At 48.7% G+C, this 19,395-nt stretch carries 20 protein-coding genes; 14 read left to right on the forward strand and 6 right to left on the reverse strand.

The window, feature by feature from the left end:
* Positions 1-3: 3 nt before the first annotated feature.
* The 4 genes from PV02_RS06200 (at position 4) to PV02_RS06215 (ending at position 6,635) form a co-directional block, all read left to right on the forward strand.
* Positions 4-789, forward strand: coding sequence for an anaerobic ribonucleoside-triphosphate reductase activating protein (locus PV02_RS06200; protein WP_256622510.1), 786 nt, complete (start codon positions 4-6; stop codon positions 787-789).
* 68 nt (positions 790-857) lie between these two features.
* Positions 858-1,703, forward strand: coding sequence for a DUF4349 domain-containing protein (locus tag PV02_RS06205; protein ID WP_256622511.1), 846 nt, complete (start codon positions 858-860; stop codon positions 1,701-1,703).
* A 134-nt stretch (positions 1,704-1,837) separates the two neighbouring features.
* Positions 1,838-2,827: a thiamine-phosphate kinase gene (gene thiL, locus PV02_RS06210; RefSeq protein ID WP_256622512.1), complete on the forward strand. Its 990-nt coding sequence runs from the start codon at positions 1,838-1,840 to the stop codon at positions 2,825-2,827.
* 49 nt (positions 2,828-2,876) lie between these two features.
* Entirely contained in the window at positions 2,877-6,635 is a 3,759-nt protein-coding gene (locus tag PV02_RS06215; protein ID WP_256622513.1) for an S-layer protein domain-containing protein, read from the forward strand.
* Positions 6,636-6,688: 53 nt separating this feature from the next.
* Here the strand turns inward: PV02_RS06215 and PV02_RS06220 are convergent, their stop codons facing one another.
* The gene (locus PV02_RS06220; protein WP_256622514.1) at positions 6,689-7,210 is read right to left on the reverse strand and encodes a helix-turn-helix domain-containing protein; all 522 of its coding nucleotides are present in this window, start codon (positions 7,208-7,210) and stop codon (positions 6,689-6,691) included.
* Positions 7,211-7,370: 160 nt separating this feature from the next.
* On the opposite strand from PV02_RS06220, the gene PV02_RS06225 reads away from it, so the two are divergent.
* From PV02_RS06225 to PV02_RS06235, 3 genes are all read left to right on the forward strand, one after another.
* Positions 7,371-8,390 (forward strand): ABC transporter substrate-binding protein, encoded by a 1,020-nt coding sequence (locus tag PV02_RS06225; RefSeq protein ID WP_256622515.1) that lies wholly within the window; start codon positions 7,371-7,373, stop codon positions 8,388-8,390.
* An 80-nt stretch (positions 8,391-8,470) separates the two neighbouring features.
* Positions 8,471-9,298 (forward strand): ABC transporter permease, encoded by an 828-nt coding sequence (locus tag PV02_RS06230; protein WP_256622516.1) that lies wholly within the window; start codon positions 8,471-8,473, stop codon positions 9,296-9,298.
* Between the two features lies 1 nt (position 9,299).
* Positions 9,300-10,058, forward strand: coding sequence for an ABC transporter ATP-binding protein (locus PV02_RS06235; RefSeq protein WP_256622517.1), 759 nt, complete (start codon positions 9,300-9,302; stop codon positions 10,056-10,058).
* 22 nt (positions 10,059-10,080) lie between these two features.
* Here PV02_RS06235 and PV02_RS06240 read toward each other — a convergent pair whose 3' ends face one another.
* Positions 10,081-10,509 carry a bactofilin family protein gene (locus tag PV02_RS06240; protein WP_256622518.1) on the reverse strand — a complete coding sequence of 143 codons (429 nt, stop codon included), beginning with the start codon at positions 10,507-10,509 and terminating at the stop codon, positions 10,081-10,083.
* Between the two features lie 240 nt (positions 10,510-10,749).
* On the opposite strand from PV02_RS06240, the gene PV02_RS06245 reads away from it, so the two are divergent.
* Complete coding sequence (locus PV02_RS06245; protein WP_256622519.1) at positions 10,750-12,759, forward strand: PAS domain-containing sensor histidine kinase; 2,010 nt, start codon at positions 10,750-10,752, stop codon at positions 12,757-12,759.
* Here PV02_RS06245 and PV02_RS06250 read toward each other — a convergent pair.
* The 4 genes from PV02_RS06250 to PV02_RS06265 all read right to left on the reverse strand — a co-directional run bounded on the left by PV02_RS06250 (position 12,740) and on the right by PV02_RS06265 (position 15,724).
* Positions 12,740-13,453: a hypothetical protein gene (locus PV02_RS06250; RefSeq protein WP_256622520.1), complete on the reverse strand. Its 714-nt coding sequence runs from the start codon at positions 13,451-13,453 to the stop codon at positions 12,740-12,742. The genes PV02_RS06245 and PV02_RS06250 overlap by 20 nt on opposite strands.
* A gap of 155 nt (positions 13,454-13,608) precedes the next feature.
* Positions 13,609-14,439, reverse strand: a complete 831-nt coding sequence (locus PV02_RS06255; RefSeq protein ID WP_256622521.1) for an Mrp/NBP35 family ATP-binding protein — start codon at positions 14,437-14,439, stop codon at positions 13,609-13,611.
* A gap of 86 nt (positions 14,440-14,525) precedes the next feature.
* Entirely contained in the window at positions 14,526-14,837 is a 312-nt protein-coding gene (locus PV02_RS06260) for a DUF134 domain-containing protein (protein ID WP_256622522.1), read from the reverse strand.
* An 86-nt stretch (positions 14,838-14,923) separates the two neighbouring features.
* Entirely contained in the window at positions 14,924-15,724 is an 801-nt protein-coding gene (locus PV02_RS06265) for an undecaprenyl-diphosphate phosphatase (RefSeq protein WP_256622523.1), read from the reverse strand.
* Positions 15,725-15,880: 156 nt separating this feature from the next.
* Between PV02_RS06265 and PV02_RS06270 the strand changes: the two genes are divergently transcribed.
* From PV02_RS06270 to PV02_RS06295, 6 genes are all read left to right on the forward strand, one after another.
* A complete protein-coding gene (locus PV02_RS06270) occupies positions 15,881-16,285 on the forward strand; it encodes a NifB/NifX family molybdenum-iron cluster-binding protein (RefSeq protein ID WP_256622524.1) in 405 nt (134 codons plus the stop codon).
* Positions 16,286-16,449: 164 nt separating this feature from the next.
* Positions 16,450-16,641, forward strand: a complete 192-nt coding sequence (locus PV02_RS06275; protein WP_256622525.1) for a non-structural protein NS4A — start codon at positions 16,450-16,452, stop codon at positions 16,639-16,641.
* 83 nt (positions 16,642-16,724) lie between these two features.
* Positions 16,725-17,078, forward strand: coding sequence for a DUF1622 domain-containing protein (locus PV02_RS06280; RefSeq protein WP_256622526.1), 354 nt, complete (start codon positions 16,725-16,727; stop codon positions 17,076-17,078).
* A 135-nt stretch (positions 17,079-17,213) separates the two neighbouring features.
* On the forward strand, positions 17,214-17,636 hold the full coding sequence (locus PV02_RS06285) for a metal-dependent transcriptional regulator (protein ID WP_256622527.1): 423 nt from the start codon (positions 17,214-17,216) through the stop codon (positions 17,634-17,636).
* 86 nt (positions 17,637-17,722) lie between these two features.
* A complete protein-coding gene (locus PV02_RS06290; protein ID WP_256622528.1) occupies positions 17,723-18,643 on the forward strand; it encodes a metal ABC transporter solute-binding protein, Zn/Mn family in 921 nt (306 codons plus the stop codon).
* Complete coding sequence (locus PV02_RS06295) at positions 18,644-19,393, forward strand: metal ABC transporter ATP-binding protein (protein ID WP_256622529.1); 750 nt, start codon at positions 18,644-18,646, stop codon at positions 19,391-19,393.
* Positions 19,394-19,395 lie beyond the last annotated feature (2 nt).

The following is a 19,395-nucleotide window of genomic DNA, read 5'->3' on the forward strand; positions in this document are numbered from 1 at the left end:
GCAATGAAAGTGAATTACGGTAGTTGTGTTCCCATCTCTACTGTGGACTGGCACGGTCATGTGTCAGTCGTCCTCTTTTTAAGGAACTGCCCCTTCCGCTGTCCCTATTGCCAGAACCACGAGCTTCTGAACGGTTCAGGGCTGACGGATATATCCGTTCTTGAAGCTGCAATAAAGAAATCAAGACCTTTTGTCAGCAGCCTTGTTCTGCTGGGAGGTGAGCCCCTCATGCAGAAGCAGGCTGTAATGCATCTGTCACGTTTTGCCAAACAGAACGGGCTGCTCGTGGGAGTACATACCAACGGGTTCTATCCGCAGGTTCTTGATGAGATGATAAAGGAAAAGCTGCTTGACAAGATATTTATTGACATCAAGGCGCCTCTGGATGATATTGAGGTATACGGCAGGGTAACTGGCTGCGACACCTCGCAGGTAAGGGCAGATCCGGCTGATGCCGTCAGGAACGTATCGGAATCTGTGTTACTTGTCATTCGTGGTGGCGTTGAACTGGAACTGCGGACAACGGTGTTCAGGGGCTTTATGGGCGATGCTGCTGACATTGGTAGAATAGCTGCCTCCATTCTCTCTCTTACAGGTGACAGGCAGGTTCATTATGTGCTTCAGCAGGGGCTTGCGGAAAATGCAGCACTTGAAAGCATGCGCTGCATAAAGCCTTTCAGCAGGGATGAGATGCTTGAGCTGGCCAGGTCTGCCCACGGGTCGCTGGAGAATATATGGATAAGGACCAGGGAGCAGGGGAACGAGAAGCTTAACTTCGAACCAGTTTGAAGTTTAAAGAATTATTATATAGTCCTGATACAATCACTCAGTAATACACGCCAAATGGAGCGATATGAGTGAAAAGAACATACCTTCTATCAGCATTATTGCTTGTGTCCATCGCTATTCTCGTAAGCGGCTGTGCGAGCCTGGATAGGGATGCAGGCTCTTCATCTTATACTTCCAATGAAGCCATATCTGAATATGATACTGTGACAGAAGAATCTGCGAGGCAGGTATCAGGCGCGGTAAATACGGCTTCCATGGATCGGAAGACCATAACTACCGTGGATATGTCCCTTGAGGTTGAAGACGTCCCTGCAGCCATAGAACAGATAGCTGCAACAGCAAGAGCTTCGGAAGGCTATGTTTCCGGTTCTTCAGTGTATGCGCACACCTATGAGCAGAACACCTGGAGGGACGGATATATCACTGTAAGGGTCCCTGAGGCCGGGCACCCGCAGTTCATAGATGAGGTAAGCCAACTGGGAGAGGTCACTTCCAGAAGCGTATCCGCCCAGGATGTCACGGAAGAATATATCGATGTCACTGCCCGCCTGGAGAACCTGAAGAGGCAGGAGCAGCGTCTCCATGAGGTTCTGAACATGAGCAGTACCGTGGAGGAAGTACTGAGCGTGGAGAAGGAGATCGAGCGTGTCAGGGGCGAGATCGACAGCCTGACCGGCCGCCTGAACTATCTCAATGACAGGGTCGAATATTCGACCATCAGCATCCGCCTCACGGAGTCCGACCGCATGGTTTACTCATGGGGACTCGGGGATGCGTTGTCCGAGTCGGTCAGGGGTTTCATATCGATGGTCAATGCACTGATCATACTTGCAGGTTACATGCTTCCCATAGTTATTCTTCTGACCCTGTTCGGTGGCCTCTTCGTAGCGTTGAGGAGGATGGCACGCCGGTGATATAGGTGCCTGGGAGCTGAATGAGGGGTAGATGCCTTCATTCATACAGTCCTAGAAACCGGTCATTTTAAATAAAAAAATATTGTTACTGCATAAGTACATAATGTTATAAGCTGACCCTTCAATGTGAGATCATGAGATCCGGACCTGTATCAGAGATTGGAGAGCGCCCTCTTATCGGCCTTTTGACTGGCATATTTAACAAGACCAGGAACCCTCATCTTATAGTCGGCCCCGGTCATGATGACTGCGCAGTGCTTGAGATATCGGAGGACGAATACCTCGTGGTGACAACTGACATGCTCCACCGGAAAACGGATTTTCCTCTGCAGATGACCGGGTGGCAGGTCGGATGGATGTCTGCGGCTGTCAACCTGAGCGACATTGCATCCATGGGTGCAAGCCCTGTGGGCTTCCTTTCAGCTATCGGTCTTCCCAGAGATACGGATGTTGCCTTTGTTGAGGATATAGCCCGTGGGATGGCGGACTGCGCAAAAGCCTGTGGCACTTCCGTCATAGGCGGTGATATAGACACCCATGACGAGCTGACCATCACCGGAACCGCCCTTGGGACTGTCAGGAAGGAAGAACTGCTCACCAGAAAGGGTGCCAGGGTGGGAGACAAGGTTTGCGTAACAGGTTTTGCCGGCTCAGCCGGTGCTGCGCTGCACGCCATCGAGCATGCAATCCCGGTGCCCGACCGGTTGGTGAACGCTCTTCTTGAACCGTATCCGCGGGTAGCCGAAGCAAGGGAACTTGCACGCTCCGGCCTTGTGACGTCCATGATGGATACCAGCGATGGCCTTGCATTATCCCTTCACGATCTTGCCGACCTCAACAAGGTGGGATTCCGCATCCATGAGTCGGCACTTCCAGTACATGATGACGTCAGGAAGTATGTAACATTAGATCCGGACAAGCTGAAGGACCTTGCTCTCTATACAGGCGGGGATTTCGAATTACTGTTCACGGCTGCTCCTGATATACTTGATGAAGTATTTAAAGGATTTAATTTAAGTATAATCGGTGAAGTAGTTGAACAATCAGTTGGTATGATCATTGAACGCAAGGACGGGTCAAACCTGTCGATTAATAGAAAAGGTTATCTACAATTAGGAAATTAGAATTATGCACGATTAGTTTACACTATTCAGGAAAAAGGATGGAACAAAAATGAATAAAAACATTCGACTGCTTCTATTTGGATTTATACTGCTCATGCTCACGGGGGCCGCTATGGGTCTATCCGGCCCGAGTGGTCTTTCTGATACTGCTACCGGCCCTACCTGGATCACATGGAGCTGGACCAACCCTACAGACGCTGACTTTAACAGAACCAACATCTATATAGGCGGTTCCCAGGTAGCGACTTTAGGAAACGCAGTTTCAACTTATAATGCAACCGGTCTCTCTCCCAGCACCTCTTATGAGATACGCGTTGAAACCGTAAATACTACCGGCGTTGTGGGAGGTTCTCTGACCGATTCCGCATTAACCACTCCTGCGACCGACACTGTTGCTCCTGGCCCGGTAACGGGTCTAGCTGAATCCTCCACAGGCCCTACGTGGATCACATGGAGCTGGACCAACCCTGGTGATTCTGATTTCAATGGGACTATCATTTATATAGGAGGCTCCCAGGTAGCAACTCTGGGGAACTCTGTTTCAACTTATAACGCAACCGGCCTCAATGCAAGCACTTCCTATGTAATTGGTGTTGCCACTGTAGATATTGCCGGTAATGTGGGAAGCTCAGTCTCTGATTCTGCATTGACCACTTCTGCGACCGATACAATTGCTCCGGGTCCGGTAACTGGTCTTACTGCATCATCCATCACTGGAAGCAGTATCACATGGGGCTGGACAAATCCAGGCGATGCTGACTTTGCTGGAACTATCATTTATATCGATGGCTCACAAGTTACCACTCTCGGAAATACAACCAGTTCCTATACTGCCACCGGCCTGTCATCCAGTGCATCTCATTCAATCGGGGTCAGGACCAAAGATCTGAGTGGAAACCTTGGTAACTGGGCAAACGCCTCAGCTACAACGACCGCTGACACTGGTGAGCCTGGAAGCATAACTTCTTTAAGTGTGGATTCTAAAGGTTCTGACTGGATAAAGTGGAAATGGACAAATCCTACAGATTCTGATTTCGATCACGTAATGGTCTACATCAACAACGCCTTTGCTGCAAATGTATCGGCCAACTCTTATACGGCCACCAACCTGAGTGAAAGCACCAGCTATACAATAAAGCTTCACACGGTTGACGATGCAGGTAACATAAACAATGCAGATGTCACAAACACAACAAGTACATATCATAAATCCTATCTCACAGGTGACCGCATCTGGGATGAAAACGCAAACCAGTCAACAACTTATAAATGGGATGCAAAGAGTTTCTCCGGTTTCTTCTATGATCTGGAAACCGGTTTCAGTTCTGAAACAATGACGATCACTGACATTTCAAGGACCATAGGTGATGGGGATCTCGTCTACCGTACCGAACCTGTAGACAGTAACTTCGAGCATTCCGGCTGGGGTAAATACCAGGTCATCGGTTTCATGGCCGAGAAGTACTTTGCAGGATACACTTCCAATACTACCATCACTGGAGTTGACAGAGTCAGCCTGATATCTTCCGGTCAGCTCTCCAAGGTCCTTATTGATAATGATGACAAGAAATCAGTGTATTCCGGGTCTTCACTCACCCTTGAGGACGGGTACAAGCTCAACATCGTCCAGGTTGACAGGAACGGTGACAAGGTATTCGTGACCCTCACTAAGGACGGTGACGAGCTTGACAGTGCAGTGATCAGCGGAAGCGGTGACTACATCTATAAGACCGACCTCGGGGACAGCGATGACGTTGTTATCGTAGCTGTTCGCTTCACATCGATCTTTAGTGGTACCGAATCCAATGCTGTTACAATCCAGGGTATCTTCCAGATATCCGAGGACTACATCGAGATGGAGGACGGCGCAAGTTACGGCAAGATGGAGATCACAGGCTTCAGCGATGACTATATCGAGATGAAGAACGACGGCTCGATCTCTCTCTCCAAGGGGAAGACCATCCCTATCATGGGTAAGATCAAGTTCATAGTGGCTGACTCGAACACCCTGCGCTTTGCACCGTTCGTAGACATGTCCGCTCCGGGCAAATACGAGCTCCGCGGCACTGTAGCTGAAGAAACGGAATTACTCACATGGACTCCTCTGAATTTCGAAGGATTCTACTATGACATCGATGAGGGTATCCAGACAGAAAAGCTTGAGCTGAAAGAGATTAATGGAAGAACCATACCGAAGAACAAGCTGATCTATACAAGCACTCCGGCACAGGTATCATTCGAACATTCATCATGGGGTAAGTATAATGTGATCGGTTTCATGGCCGACAAGTACTTCGCAGGATACCCCTCGAATGCTTTCGGTAGCAGCAGCAGTGTGGATATCCTTTCGGACGGCCTGCTCTCAAAGGTCCTTATCGATGAGGATGATAAGAAGTCCGTGTATTCCGGTTCCTCACTCGTTCTTGAGGAAGGATATGCTCTCAACATCGTCCAGGTTGACAAGAACGGTGACAAGGTAATGGTGACACTTACAAAGGATGGGGATGAGGTAGACACTTCAATCATCAGTGGCAGTGGCACTTACATCTATGAGAAGGATCTTGGCGATTCCGATGATGTCCCGATAATCGCAATTAATTTTGACTCCATATTTGCCGGTACTGAGTCAAATGCAGTATTTGTCAAGGGTATCTTCCAGATATCGGAGGATTACCTCGAGATCGAGGACGGTGACACCTTTGGCAAGATGGAGGTCACAGGCATAGGTGGCAGCATCACGATGTCTAACAAGGATTCCATATCCCTGTCAAAGGGCAAATCCATAGCAATTATGGGTGATGTCAGCATCAATGTAGCAGATTCCAATACTGTAAGGTATTACCCATACGTGGAGGTTTCCACCAAGCCATCCCAGACACTGAGTGTGGACCTGGATCAGTCCATTGTCGCAAAAGGAAGCGATGTCACAGTCACCGTAACTTCCCGTGGTGCAGCAGTAAGTGAAGCCACCGTGAAAGCAGGCAGCTCGACAGTCGGAACGACAGACGATGAAGGCAGAATAACCTACACAGCCTCAAAGATAGGGACCTTTAAGATCACCGCAGAGAAGGACGGTTATGCGGAAGGAAGCAGTGAACTGGAAGTTATCTCTCCTGATGACGATTCAAGGAAGATAATCCTCGAGGTTTCCCCGCAGGAGGTCTATGAAGGTTCCTCTGTGACGTTCTTTGTCCTCAAGGCAATAGGAGGAGACCCTGTGGAAGGTGCAACAGTGAGCTATGACGGCAAGTCCATCGGTTCCACGTCTTCCCAGGGAACGGTCACATATACGGTAACCAATCCGGGCATGCACAAGCTAACGGCAGTGAAGAGCGGTTTCCTCGATGCTTCGATGAACCTTGAGGTCAAGGAACTTGCAGCCAAGTTCGAATTCACCAACCTGGTCATAACTCCGCTTGATGTCAGGCAGGGCAAGGAAGCGACTTTCAGTGTCGATGTAAAGAACGTGGGTACGGCAGCAGGCAATTATACTGTCGACCTCAAGGTCAACGATACTGTCGTTGGCACCAAGACCGTAAGCCTTGACATAGGTGAATCCGAAACCCTCGAGTTCAAGCATGCTGAAAAGGAACCGGGCACTTACACTGTAAAGATCGCTGATCTTACCACGACCTATGAAGTGTTCGAGAGATCAGGCTTTATCTGGTATGCCCTCGGAGCTATTGCAGTAGTGATTGTAGGAGGACTTGGATACCTGTTCACGGCAGGAGGCTGGACCGTTGATATGGCTCAGGCAAAAGTAGACGAAGCAATACAGACCATACAGGAGCTTGTCAGCAAGCGCTGATAGCTCCGAACCCTCTTTTCCAAAAGCGGATTTCTTTTTCCGCTTTCCATTTTTTACCCTATCTTTTTGGCCACAAGCTCTATAGCTTCTATGAGACTGTCCTTTGGCATGATCGTGGCGACAGGTATCCTCAATATCTTCTCTACGGTAGGGCTTACAATAGGTGCGCACACGAGGGCCTTGGCACCATCCCTTTCAGCCCGCACGGCCGCAATGATAGCTTCCTCCATGGAGGTTGCTGAATACTCCCTGATAGTACAGAGGTTCCCGCATATCTTTCTCTTTGTTTCGCTAATATTATCCAGCACCGGCCGGGCGGCAATCACAGCTATGAAGTTCCCTTTTTCAGACCCTTCTATTTTCTTGATGGTTTTTATTATCTGGCGAAGGGTCTTCATATTTGGCTCTCTTTTACCTGACATTACCTTGTACAGTGTGCTCTGCGGTATGTCGGCCTTTTCTGCGAACTCCAGCGCAGTAAGCCCAAGTTCGTCCTTGATCACCTTTGAGAGAGTCTCTCTGAACCTGTCGTCGGACTCCAGCACGGCATCGATTATTTTGTCAGCTGCGTTCATTTATTCCACTCTTTACTCCTTAACTACTATCCTCTAAAGGCAATGTAGTGTGATATATTAATACCTTTGGGTCATCAATGCGAACTTAACGGTAATTTATATAATCTATATTGTCATGCTTTCAAAAAAAGAACAAAAAAGAGGAACAATTGGTGAGAACATGCATTCTAAAGGACATCGAAACACATATGCACTTTTGCTTTTAGTCATTATTGTTGTTTCAGCCGTACTTATATCCGGCTGTACCGAACAGGATACAGGGGATGAACAGCAGCAGGAATTGTCTTCCCTTACATTCGGATACCAGCCCAGCACCCATCAGATAGCCTACCTGACCGCAAAGGACCAGGGCTGGTGGAATGAAAGCCTTTCTCCTCTGGGAGTGCAGAGGATCAACGACAGGTTATTCCCTACCGGAGCTCCTGAAATGTCTGCAATGCTCGCAGGAGAGATAGATGTGGCCTATGTGGGAGCTGCGCCGGTTGTAGCAGCTGTTGCGAACGGGCTTGACGCCAAGATCGTTGCAACTGCACAGATCCAGGGCTCTGACATTGTGTTGCGTAACGGATTGCCTTATGAGGGTCCTGAGGACCTAAGAGGCTTAAGGATAGCGACTTTCCCCCCGGGAACCATACAGGATACCCTTTTGAGAGAATGGCTCGCAGCTAATGGTATCAATCCCGAAAGAGATGTAACCATTTTGCCAATGGGGCCGGGCGATGCCGTAACAGCGCTTTCTGCAGGACAGGTTGATGCAGTATTCCTCCCTCATCCCTCACCCACTGAGATAGAAGTACAGGGTATTGGCCGATCAGTCGTCCAATCCGGGGAAATGCTGGAAGACCACGCATGCTGCGTCGTCTTAGTAAGTGGAAGACTCATCAGAGAACATCCTGATGTAGTGCAGCAGATCGTTGCAACTCATGTGCGTGCGACAGAGTATGATAACGGGCATGTCAGTGAAGCAGCAGCAACTTTTGCCGCCGACCAGGACATGGATGTAGCGGTTGTGGAGAAGTCCCTTCAGGACTGGGACGGTACCTGGATAGCTGATCCGAACGTCATCATAGACTCAACTATCGAGTATGCACAGGTCCAGTATGACCAGGGCACCATAAACAAGCAACTCACACAGGACGACCTTTTTGATCTGAGCTTCTATGAAGCTCTTGATCAGTAATTTTTTGAACCGCAAGTTGAATAAGCATAAAAACGTTGAATAACTGCTTACAGAACCTTCGTTCTATATGCGGAGAGATCATGGCCAGAGGACGCTTTCAAAAATTAAAGAATAAGGGTGTGGAGATATTATCAGTAATCTCTGCAGTTATAATATGGCAACTTGTAGCTGATTACATTGTCCGGAACAGGTTTTTCCTTCCCAGTTTCACTGATGTTGCTGAGGCATTTCTTATCACTGTTTCAAGACAGGGCATATTCCCTTTCATGGGAATGGATATGGAACTTCCGGTTCTGTTGGTTGATACCCTTTACAGCCTCATGCACTTCTCAATTGGTCTTGTGGCTGCTCTTGTCATAGGCATACCGGTAGGTATGATCATGGGATGGTTCAGGTCACTTGAAAGGGTCTTTGACCCTATTATAGAGATAATACGCCCGATACCTCCTCTGGCATGGATCCCCTTTGCAATAATATGGATAGGCCTCAACCCATTCGGAGCAGGCTTTGTTATATTTGTAGGCGCCCTCTTCCCTATAATAATAAACACTTTCACCGGGTTCAAAAGTGTTCCGAGGATATATGTTGAAGCTGCAAAGGTGCTGGGTTGTACCGCTGACCATGATCTTATAAGGCGCATAGCAATACCGTCAGCCCTTCCGTCCATTGCGGCAGGCATCAGGATAGCCATGGGCGTAGGCTGGATGTGCCTTGTTGCGGCTGAGATGTTCGGCGTTAGCAGGAACGGTCTCGGTTTCAAGATATGGCACAATTATTACCTTCACCGCATGGATTTTGTGCTCGTCTATATGCTTGTCCTGGGATTCCTGGGACTCTTGATCGACAGGGCATTCAGATCATACCTTGAGGAAAAGTTCTTCAAGTGGCGCACAGGGGTGGTGATGTAAAATGGGCAGGGTGAACATCAGGGGAGTATCCAGGAAATTCGTGAAAGATGAAGCATCCCAGACCCTCGCTCTTGACAACGTAAGCCTGGACATCGCGGACAAGGAGTTTGTCTGTTTCATAGGTCCGTCAGGGTGTGGAAAGACAACTTTGCTCAGGATAGTATCGGGTCTTGATCTTCCCGATGCCGGTGAGGTCTTTGTGGATAATGAGAGGATCCTCTCTCCCGGACCCAAGAGGGGCATGGTCTTCCAGGAGTATTCCCTTTTCCCCTGGAAGTCGGTAATGGACAACATCATATTCGGTCCGCAGATGAGAGGGATCAGGAAGAAGGATGCCATTGAAGAAGCGCAAAAGTATCTGGAACTTGTAGGTCTTGAACAGTTCAGGGACAGTTATCCGCATGAGCTCTCAGGAGGTATGAAGCAGAGGGTTGCCATAGCCCGTGCTCTTGCAAATGAACCTGAGGTGCTCCTCATGGACGAACCCTTCGGCGCCCTCGATGCCCAGACGAGGAACACGCTACAGCATGAGCTCCTCAGCATATGGCAAAAAAAGAACATCACGATCCTCTTTGTCACTCACAGCGTGGATGAGGCAGTCTTCCTTGCAGACCGGATCATGATAATGACAGCAAGGCCGGGCAAGATAAAGGAAGTAATAAAGGTCGATATACCGAGGCTGCGTGACAGGACGAGCCTGGAAGTCAACCAGCTGCGCAACCGTGTCCTGAGATTGCTTGCAGAAGAACAGAAAAAGTGATTTAATGCACTTTTTCCCGGTTTCATTCCCCGCGGACGATCACCTTTGTGCCTGATTCTATTTCCTTTATATGGACCTGGCCTATCAGTTCAAGCGTTGTGCTGGCCTTAGCAAAATTTATAGAGCATCCGGGACGTATCGAGATAGTTCCTCCTGCTATGGCCGAACCTTCCACATTTACGCGGTCAAAGAGCTTAAGATCATTGTATGCTTCAACATCGCCCTTGATCTCGCATCCGGGTCCTATGACAATATCGTCTGCTTTGATTCTCCCCTTTACTGAAGAGTTCTTGCCTAGCTTCAGAGTACCTTTTACAGTGAGATCTTGCCAGAAAGAGGATGCTGCACCTGCGATGAAGTTCCCGTCAATGGTTACATCGTCTTCAAAGTATGATCGTCTCCTGGCAATATATGTGTTTGAAGCCTTATGATATCTAAGATCCGCACTCATCTCATTCACCTGACCTACTCTATACTTTAGTTGATTATAAATTCATTGTATCTGACTATCCATTCCAATGTTCCTGCATGCAGGGCCGGGGATGCTCTTTCCCTTATACTATAACAGGTGTTTTCAGCATGCTTCTAATAACAAGCATTATATATAACAACATATATACAATTATGTATTTCCGGGCTTTTGAATAATAATTCAGAGATCTGGTTAGTTTTCATGGATTGGGGTGGATGAATGGTCAATACTAGTAAAGAACATCAGTTAACAGAGAACATTGGTACTGGTCGATCACCCGGGCCTGTTCCTCTTCCCCTATTACAATGTAATCCTATCTCTGGAAATCTGGGTGAGGCGAAGAGATTTTTCGACACCCTGAACGTGCCTATCCTTGTAGTGGATAATGAGCATACGGTCCTGTCCGTTAACCGTATGGCTGAATCCCTGTTTGGCCGCAAGGATGATGAGCTTGCAGGCAGAAACTGGCTGGACACACTGGTCCATGAGAGCTCCAGGGAACTCCTAAAACATGCTTTCCATAATCTCCTGTCCGGAGACACTGTCCTTTCCGAGCCTCCCTGCTCGAAAATGGCCGTTAAGGATATTCCCGAAATGATAATCTCCTGGAACATTACTTCCCTGAAGGGGGATAATGGTTCTCCTTCAGGCTTCATACTGGCAGGCACCGATATCACCAGCCAGAAGTCAGCAGAATTGGGGGCAGTGCGCGAAAAGGAAAAACTGCTGGCATTTCTTCGATCAGCCACCTATGCAGTGATCTTCTCGGATCGCTCAGGCATGATCACTTTCTGGAATAAGATGGCAACCGCCCTTTTTGGCTATGAGGAAAGTGAGATACTTGGTGAACCTCTCACTCTTATCATGCCAAGGCGATACAGAAAAGCTCATGAGGGCTGGGACCAGATCATATCCATTGGCAATTCCCCTGTGATGGGCAGGCTCTTTGAGGCCTCAGGACTGAGGAAGGATGGCAGCGAGTTCCCTCTTGAAATTGCAGTCACCACCACAAGGCTCAACGGGGAGGTTTTTCACACAGCCTTCCTGAACGATATATCCAAGCGTAAGATGAAAGAGCGGCTCACAACTATTTCCAAGAACAAGTACCGCATGATCTTCCAGAAATCCCCTCTTGGTATCTTCCATTTCAACGAGAAAGGAGTTATTACCCAGTGCAATGAGAAGTTTGTGAAAATTGTGGGAGCTGCGCACGAGAACGTTATCAGCACAATTATCAATTTCAATATGCTTGACTCATTCAGGGATGAATCGATGGTCAGGTGCATAAAGCAGGTACTTTCAGGCATACCTGCAAGGTATGAGGACGATTTTGTATCTCCCTTCTCTGACAAGATCGTGCCTATCAAGGCGGAGTTCAGTCCTGTGATCTCTGACGAGGGCAAGCTCATGGGCGGTGTTTGTGTTGTCGAGGACTTCACGGAACGCAAGGCTGCAGAAAAAGCCCTTAACAAGTATGCAGAGGATCTTGCAAAGGCTAATACGGAACTAAAGTCCCTCGACCGCATGAAAGACGAGTTCCTCTCCAATCTCAGGCACGAACTTAAGACGCCTCTCATTCCCATACGCGGCTACAGTGAATTGATGTTTGAGGGTGCCCTTGGTGAGCTTAACGAGAGGCAGAAGGATGCCATGGAAAAGGTCATGCTCAGTTCTGAAAGACTGAAAAGGCTGATAGATTCCCTTCTCTATGTCAGCATCACGGAGGGCGGTAATGTTGATTATACCTTTGTCCCCCTTCGTGTGACCGAGGTTATCGAGTCTGCGATATGCGATCGCTCACCTGAACTGGTAAGTAAGGGCCACACAATAGAGACAGACTTCTCCCCCAACATCCCTCTTATAGAAGGTGACCTGGAGTATCTGACAGATGTATTCGTGAACATCATTGACAACGCGATAAAGTTCACGCGTGCAAAAGGTCACATCCGCATTTCTGCAGCTTTCGAGGATGGCTGTGTCCATGTCCGGATATCGGATAATGGCATTGGAATCTCCGAGGCGAACATGCCTAAGATCTTCTCCCGGTTCTATCAGGCTGACGGCTCATCAACCCGCAAGTATGGTGGCAACGGGCTTGGGCTCTATATATGTAAAAAGATAGTCGAGGCTCATAAGGGAAGCATCAGGCTGGAAAGCGTCGAGAACAAGGGCACCACTGTCCATGTATATCTTCCCGGACTGACCGTTCCTATATGCTCATGTGAGTGAAATATCCGAGCGTTATCAGGGACAGGGAGGTCGCAGTGACATCTCCTGCGTTTTTGCCCCATGAGCCGTTATTGTTCATCAGGGAGAGTAAACGCTGCTTTGAAGCATCCAGCTTCCGGCCATATCCGGCAAGTATCAAAGCCTGCATAACGAGGTTGCTTGTGGCAATAGTCTCCCAGTCCCCCTCCGGGCTACGTCGGGAAAGCAGCCATTTAGCCCTGTCATGGATGAACTCGTTCTCATCCGGCACCTCTGTCACTCCAAGCTTTCCCTGCAGCAGGAGGGACTGGAGTACAAGTGACGTTGTACCGGGATATTCCCAGGAAGGGCCGTAGTTATCAATAAGCCACGAGCAGCCCTCAACGTTCCGGATGCCCATATCTGCAAGGGCAATTAGTGCATAGGTCGTGTCGTATACGTCTTTGTTCCAGGAGCCCTCTTCCTGTGATGAAAGCATCCATTTGCCCACATCAGGAAAAACTATGCCTATGGCTGCAAGGGATGAGGCTGCTCTGGCAGTATCTCGCAGGGAGTGATCCCAGTTGCCTTCTTTCTTGAGCCTTATCAGCCTGGGTGCCAGTTCATTCTCCACGTCCCATACATGGCATGCGAGTATGGCACGTGAGAGTTCTTTTACTTGCGTGATGTCCTGTGAAAGGAGCCAGTCAAAAGATAGTTCACTATTGAAGTGCATGCCGGCATAGATGACAGCGAATTATTTATTTATTTGCAGGCAGGCCTGGGAAAGGCTTGCATGTTCCAGTTTGTGTGTCAGTGACAGAATCCCCTGAAAAGAAGTAGGGATAGTTGAAACGGGAACAGGGGTATACCTGTTCTCCGACGGTCATATTATTTGAAATTCTCCACAGCATCTGTGATGCGGCTGAATTCCCGGAACCATTCCAAGTCTGCGTTACCTTCGAGATGCACCCTGCCCTGATCCTCTATCTCCGCAAGTGCAGGATCAATGGGCAGCTCACCCAATACCGGCACGTTGAAATCGGCTGCAGCCCTCTCAACTCCTCCGGTTCCGTAAATATCTATCTTCTCATTGCAGTGAGGACATTTCATGCCGCTCATGTTCTCCACGATACCAATCACCGGTACTTTGAGCATACTGGCGAAGGTGAGGGATTTCCTCACGCTGAGCAGGGCGACATCCTGCGGTGTCGTCACAACCACGGCACCGTCCAGCTTTTCGATCAGCTGTGCGATGCTGAGGGGCTCGTCACCTGTTCCGGGTGGCAGGTCTATAAAAAGATAGTCCAGCTTACCCCACGACACTTCCTGCAGGAACTGCTTGATAGCTCCCATCTTAGCAGGCCCTCTCCATATTATTGGTGAATCCTTGTCTTCGATCAGGAGTGCTATTGACATCACTTTCAGGTTCTCGGTGACCTGTATGGGAACGATGCCATTCTCATCGACCCCGGGTCTCTGGTCTTCTATACCGAACATCTTGGGGATGCTGGGTCCGTGGATATCCGCGTCAAGAAGGCCTACCTTATACCCGCGGTCAGCAAGGCGTGCGGCAAGGTTGGCAGCAACAGTGCTTTTGCCCACGCCTCCTTTTCCGCTCATTACCATAATCTTCTTCCTGATGGATCTCATCTGCTTGATAAGCCTGGATTCCTGGGGTTTCTGCAACAGGTCCTGGGGGCTCTGTATAGTTTGTGCCATTTGATTACCTCTTCCTGATCATGCTATTGGGATCGCATACTAAGTATAGATTCTTCTGAGATGCAATATATTCTCAGGAAGCAGTGCTACTCTTTTCCGAGCCTGACATAGCTGCCACCTGATATCTCTATTGCCTTACCGGTCGTCAGTGCCAGTGCGACTTTCCTTCTTGCACTTTGCAGGTCTTCCCAGAAGGCGCGCCTTGAAACGCCCATTCTGAAGGCAGCGTCTTCCTGCAACATGCCTTCGAGATCCACAAGTCTCAGAGCTTCCAGCTCCTCGATCGCAAGAGCAACTGTCTCAAGTTCACTTAACGGTACTCCCCTTGGTTTGAAATAGAGCACTTCCGGAGAGCACTCCACTCTTCTTGGGGACTTGGGTCTCCCTCTGCATTTCATTAAGCATATTGATGGAGGTGCCAATATTTATTGCTTGCCGGTAAAGTTCATATATTTCTTCCCAAATGTACCTCATTCCAGGAGTTTCATATGAAGTAGGCGGCCATGCTTAGAACACCAATCCCTATGCAGAATTTTGCAAAATCGAATCTCTGGGCTATCCGGATGAATGCGTCAATGGTGAACAGGCCGAAGACGAAAGCAAAGAATGTCGCCAGAATCGCATTCATGTCCAGGGTCAGCATTCCCATTGCAGCGATACCTATGTCTGCGGCCAGGACGGCAGGTATGCTCATGAGGAAACTCAGTTTTATGGCTTCCGATGCATTGAAGTTTCTCAGGAGCAGTGATGAGACCGTGATGCCGGATCTGCTGACTCCCGGCAGTGCAGCAAAACCCTGGGCTATGCCTGTCACGAGTGAATCTGTGAATGAGGGTACGCTTTTCCTGATCTCTCTCCCTGAAGCTGCTTTCTGCAGCATTCCGGTGAATATAAGAAGCACTCCGATAAGAGCTGTCGCTACCTTGCCTGAGAACTCCGTGAGACTGGCAGCAAACAGTATGAGTGGAAGGCCAATGATGCCTGTGATCAGGGTGGAGACTGTAAGGAAGTTTATCACTGCATGAGTGTTCTCCCTGCGGGACAGAAGATTGCGGATGTATTGGGGTATATTGTCCAAAATCTCCTTTATGTCTTCCCTGAAGTAGATGACTGCCGAGAGGAGGGTGCCAGTGTGGAGCCATATGGACATTGGCAGGGCTTCTGAAAGTGTTTTATCAAAAACATTGATCATTACGAGAGTGGTCATCCCTTCGCTGCTTATCGGGAGCCATTCAGCTATGCCCTGAACTGCTCCTATTATTGCTGCCTCATAAAACGTTAACATTGCGCCAATATGTGATTTTTTTGTATATATATTGGACGGTCTTTTTTGAAAGGTTCTTGTAACCCTTATATATAAAGGCTTTTGTAAACGCTTATATATTATATCTCATATGTGTGTTATATCCTTAAATTTAAGATAGGATCTTCAGGTGATAATATGAAACTAAGCGTACCATCAATCGGAAAAGGCGGGATGGATGACACAGTCAGCCAGCATTTCGGAAGAGCTCCTGCCTATACTGTCTTTGACACTGAGACCGGGAATTATTCGGTTATGCCGAACACAAGCGATCATAATGGCGGTGCTGGTCTTCCTGTTGACCTTCTGGCTGAGGCCGGTGTCAATATAATGCTTTGCGGAGGCATCGGCAAAGGTGCTGCGGTAATGTGCCAGCGGTCAGGGATAGAAGTATTCATCGGTGCATCGGGAACTGTCAGGGATGCCATCAACTCATGGAAGTCCGGCACCCTCTCAAAGGCACCGCAGGAGGGGAATTGCGATAGCCATAGCCACAGCAGTCACTGCCAGGGTGGCTGTCATAGTCACATTGCTATCAACTGACCCTACAATCCCTTCCAGGCAAAATAATTAATACAGATACAGGTTATTCTTTGCCTTTTTTTCCTTTATTGCCGCTCATATGCAGGATTTGTCCCTGTCGATTGGTAATTATAAATAATTATAGATATTCGAAACCCTTTTATTTAAGCAGGACAGAGAACTACATGGAATTAGTTATGGCTCAATCAGTGAACAAGGGTTCAGGGAGCTTTGCACATGCCCTGCAATCGATTCCTGACTTCTCTGAGATCCTCGTCCTGCTCCTGATAATGGCTTTGCTGGCGATGTCCTCTGATGAGGTAGTGGACTTCTTCGACATAGTACGCGGAGTGTTCACTTATTCCGTATCTCCCTGACCGGGCATGGGGGCTGATGGTCGGCTGTATTCAGGGTCATTCATGGCATTGTTCACAGAGGCCCGGTTAATGGAGTGTTTGGTATGTCTGTTTACTCGGTAACCTTGTTTGAGTGGGGTTTCCTGGCACTTGGCCTTTTCCAGTTGTTCTTAACAATGGTCGGACTTGCCATGATCATATATGGCGGCATCGTTGCAACTATAGAGATAATCTTCCATGAAACCCGGAAGAAAAACTATACTTATGCCCATATCCGGCATCAGTTCACGGATAAGATCCTGTTCGGCCTGGAGTTCCTCATAGCTGCAGATGTGATCCGGACGATCCAGGACCCGACCCCCGAGGAGATTCTGACCCTGGGGGCCATTGTCCTGATCCGGACCGTCATGGGTTATTTCCTCAGTAAAGAAGTCCAGGAGTATTCTTTCCTTGAATAGGTCTCATGATGTCTTTTCTACTCAAGATTTTACAGTTGCGAGCCGGAGTTCATATTGGTATCATGCCAAATTTTGACTATCCTGTCCGCCTAAAATCCAAAAGAATAAATATCTCCGGTTTGTAATCCTTGCTCTATGCAGGAGATCACAGGACTTGAGCTTTCACCAAAGAAAGTAGAATACTTGAAGTTCCTTTTTAAGAAAGGGGGTCTTGTAAGGACTACGGACATCTCTTCCCAGTTACAGGTAGACCCTTCCACATCGACCAAGACGATAGCAGACCTTGCCGGGACAGGGCTTGTTGAACACATTCCCTACAGGGGTGTGAGGCTGACGGAGAAAGGCCAGCTGTATGCCGAATTCCTTGTCAACAGGCACAATATCCTGAGCCTTATGCTGAGCCACTACGGTCTGTCGTCCGAGGAAGCATGTGCTGAGACCGCAAGGTTCGAGTCTTTCGTTTCCAAGGATGCCGTGGACAAAATATGCAGTTCCATGGGTCACCCGCAGACCGGGGTTTGCGGCAAGATCCGGCATATATCCTGTGGCATTCTCTGATTGATATGCAGAATGTTGGTATATGGCCAAAATCAGTGGTATCAATCCAAATTTAAAGTATTAGGTAAAAATGGAGGTAGTATTGTATGAGAAAATTGTGTATGGCGTTCGTTCTGTTATTATCCCTGGGTCTTGTCCTCACCAGTGGTTGTACTGACGGGCCGGAAGCATCCGCTTCCCTGGATAAGCCTATTGTTGCAGTGAGCATCCTTCCGCAGGCTGAGTTCGTTGAAAAGATCGCAGGGGATAATGTAAAGGTGCTTGTTATGGTTCCTGCAGGCGCTGATCCGCATACTTATGAGATAACATCCGGGCAGCTTAGGGATCTGAGCAAGGCCCGGATGTATGTAAAGGTGGGCTCCGGGCTGGATTTTGAGAAAGTGTGGATGGACAGGCTGATAGCCCAGAATCCGGATATGCTTATAGTGGATTCATCAAGTGGCATAACGCTCAGGACAATGGAGGCTCATGATGAAGGGTCTGATGAGGAATATGAAGCCGGGGAGTACAATGAAAGTCTCACCAAGGATCCTCATATCTGGACATCCCCTCAGCAGGCAAAGGTAATGGTCAACAATACCTATGCAGGACTTGTGGAGATCGACCCGGATAATCAGGAACTGTACATGCAGAACAGGGACGCCTATCTCGCAGAGCTGGATGCGGCAGATGCCACGATCCGGGAAACCCTTGCAGGTAAGGAAGGCAGCAGTTTTATAGTGTATCATCCTTCCTGGGGATACTTTGCGGATACCTACGGCTTGGACGAGATCTCTGTGGAGATTGAGGGCAAGGAGCCAAGTGCGAAGGATATGCAGCGCCTGGTAGATGCTGCAAAGGAAAAGAATGTCAAGGTGATATTCGTGCAGCCCGGTTTCAGTACCACAAGCACCAAGGCTATCGCTGCTGAGATAAATGCCGAGGTAGTAGCGGTCGATCCCCTTGCAAAAGATTATATAGATAACCTTGCAAAGGTAACCGCAGCATTTGAAAAAGGGCTGGCTTAAATGGCTGAAGTGATCGATCTCAAGGATGTCTGGGTAAGTTATGGCAATACTCCCGTGCTCGAAGCAGTGGATCTTGTGGTAGAGGACAGGGACTTCCTTGCAATAATAGGTCCCAACGGGGGAGGCAAGAGCACCCTCCTGAAGGTGATCCTTGGATTGGTCAAACCTGACCGCGGTTCGGTCAGGCTCTTGGGTGACGATCCTAAAAAGACCCGCAAATACGCGGGTTATGTTCCCCAGTATATCTCTTCTAACCTTGATTTCCCCATAAGCGTGTGGGAAGTCGTCCTCATGGGATGCCTTGGTCACAAGGGTCCCTTCAGGGGATACAACGAAGATGACAGGAAAGCCGCCTATGAGGCCCTCAAGGTCGTGGATATGCTGGATTACAGGGACCGCCAGATAGGTGAGCTTTCCGGCGGACAGAAGCAAAGGGTTTTCATTGCCAGGTCACTTGTCACGCGCCCCAGGCTGCTGATCCTGGACGAGCCTTCCACAGGCATAGATTCAAAACGGCAGAGGGAGTTCTATGAGCTTCTCAACCGGCTCAAGTCCGAAATTGCTATTTTGCTTGTTACCCACGACATGAGCGCCCTGTCGGTCTATGTGGACAAGGTCGCCTGCCTTAACAGGAGGCTGCATTATCACAACTCCAAAGAGCTCAGCCCGAAGGACCTTGAAGCAGCTTATCAGTGCCCTGTGGAACTGATAGCACACGGTGTCCCTCACAGGGTCCTGAAGATCCATTGAAA

Origin of the sequence: Methanolobus chelungpuianus (genome assembly GCF_024500045.1) — an archaeon.
GTDB classification, from domain to species: Archaea; Halobacteriota; Methanosarcinia; order Methanosarcinales; family Methanosarcinaceae; genus Methanolobus; species Methanolobus chelungpuianus.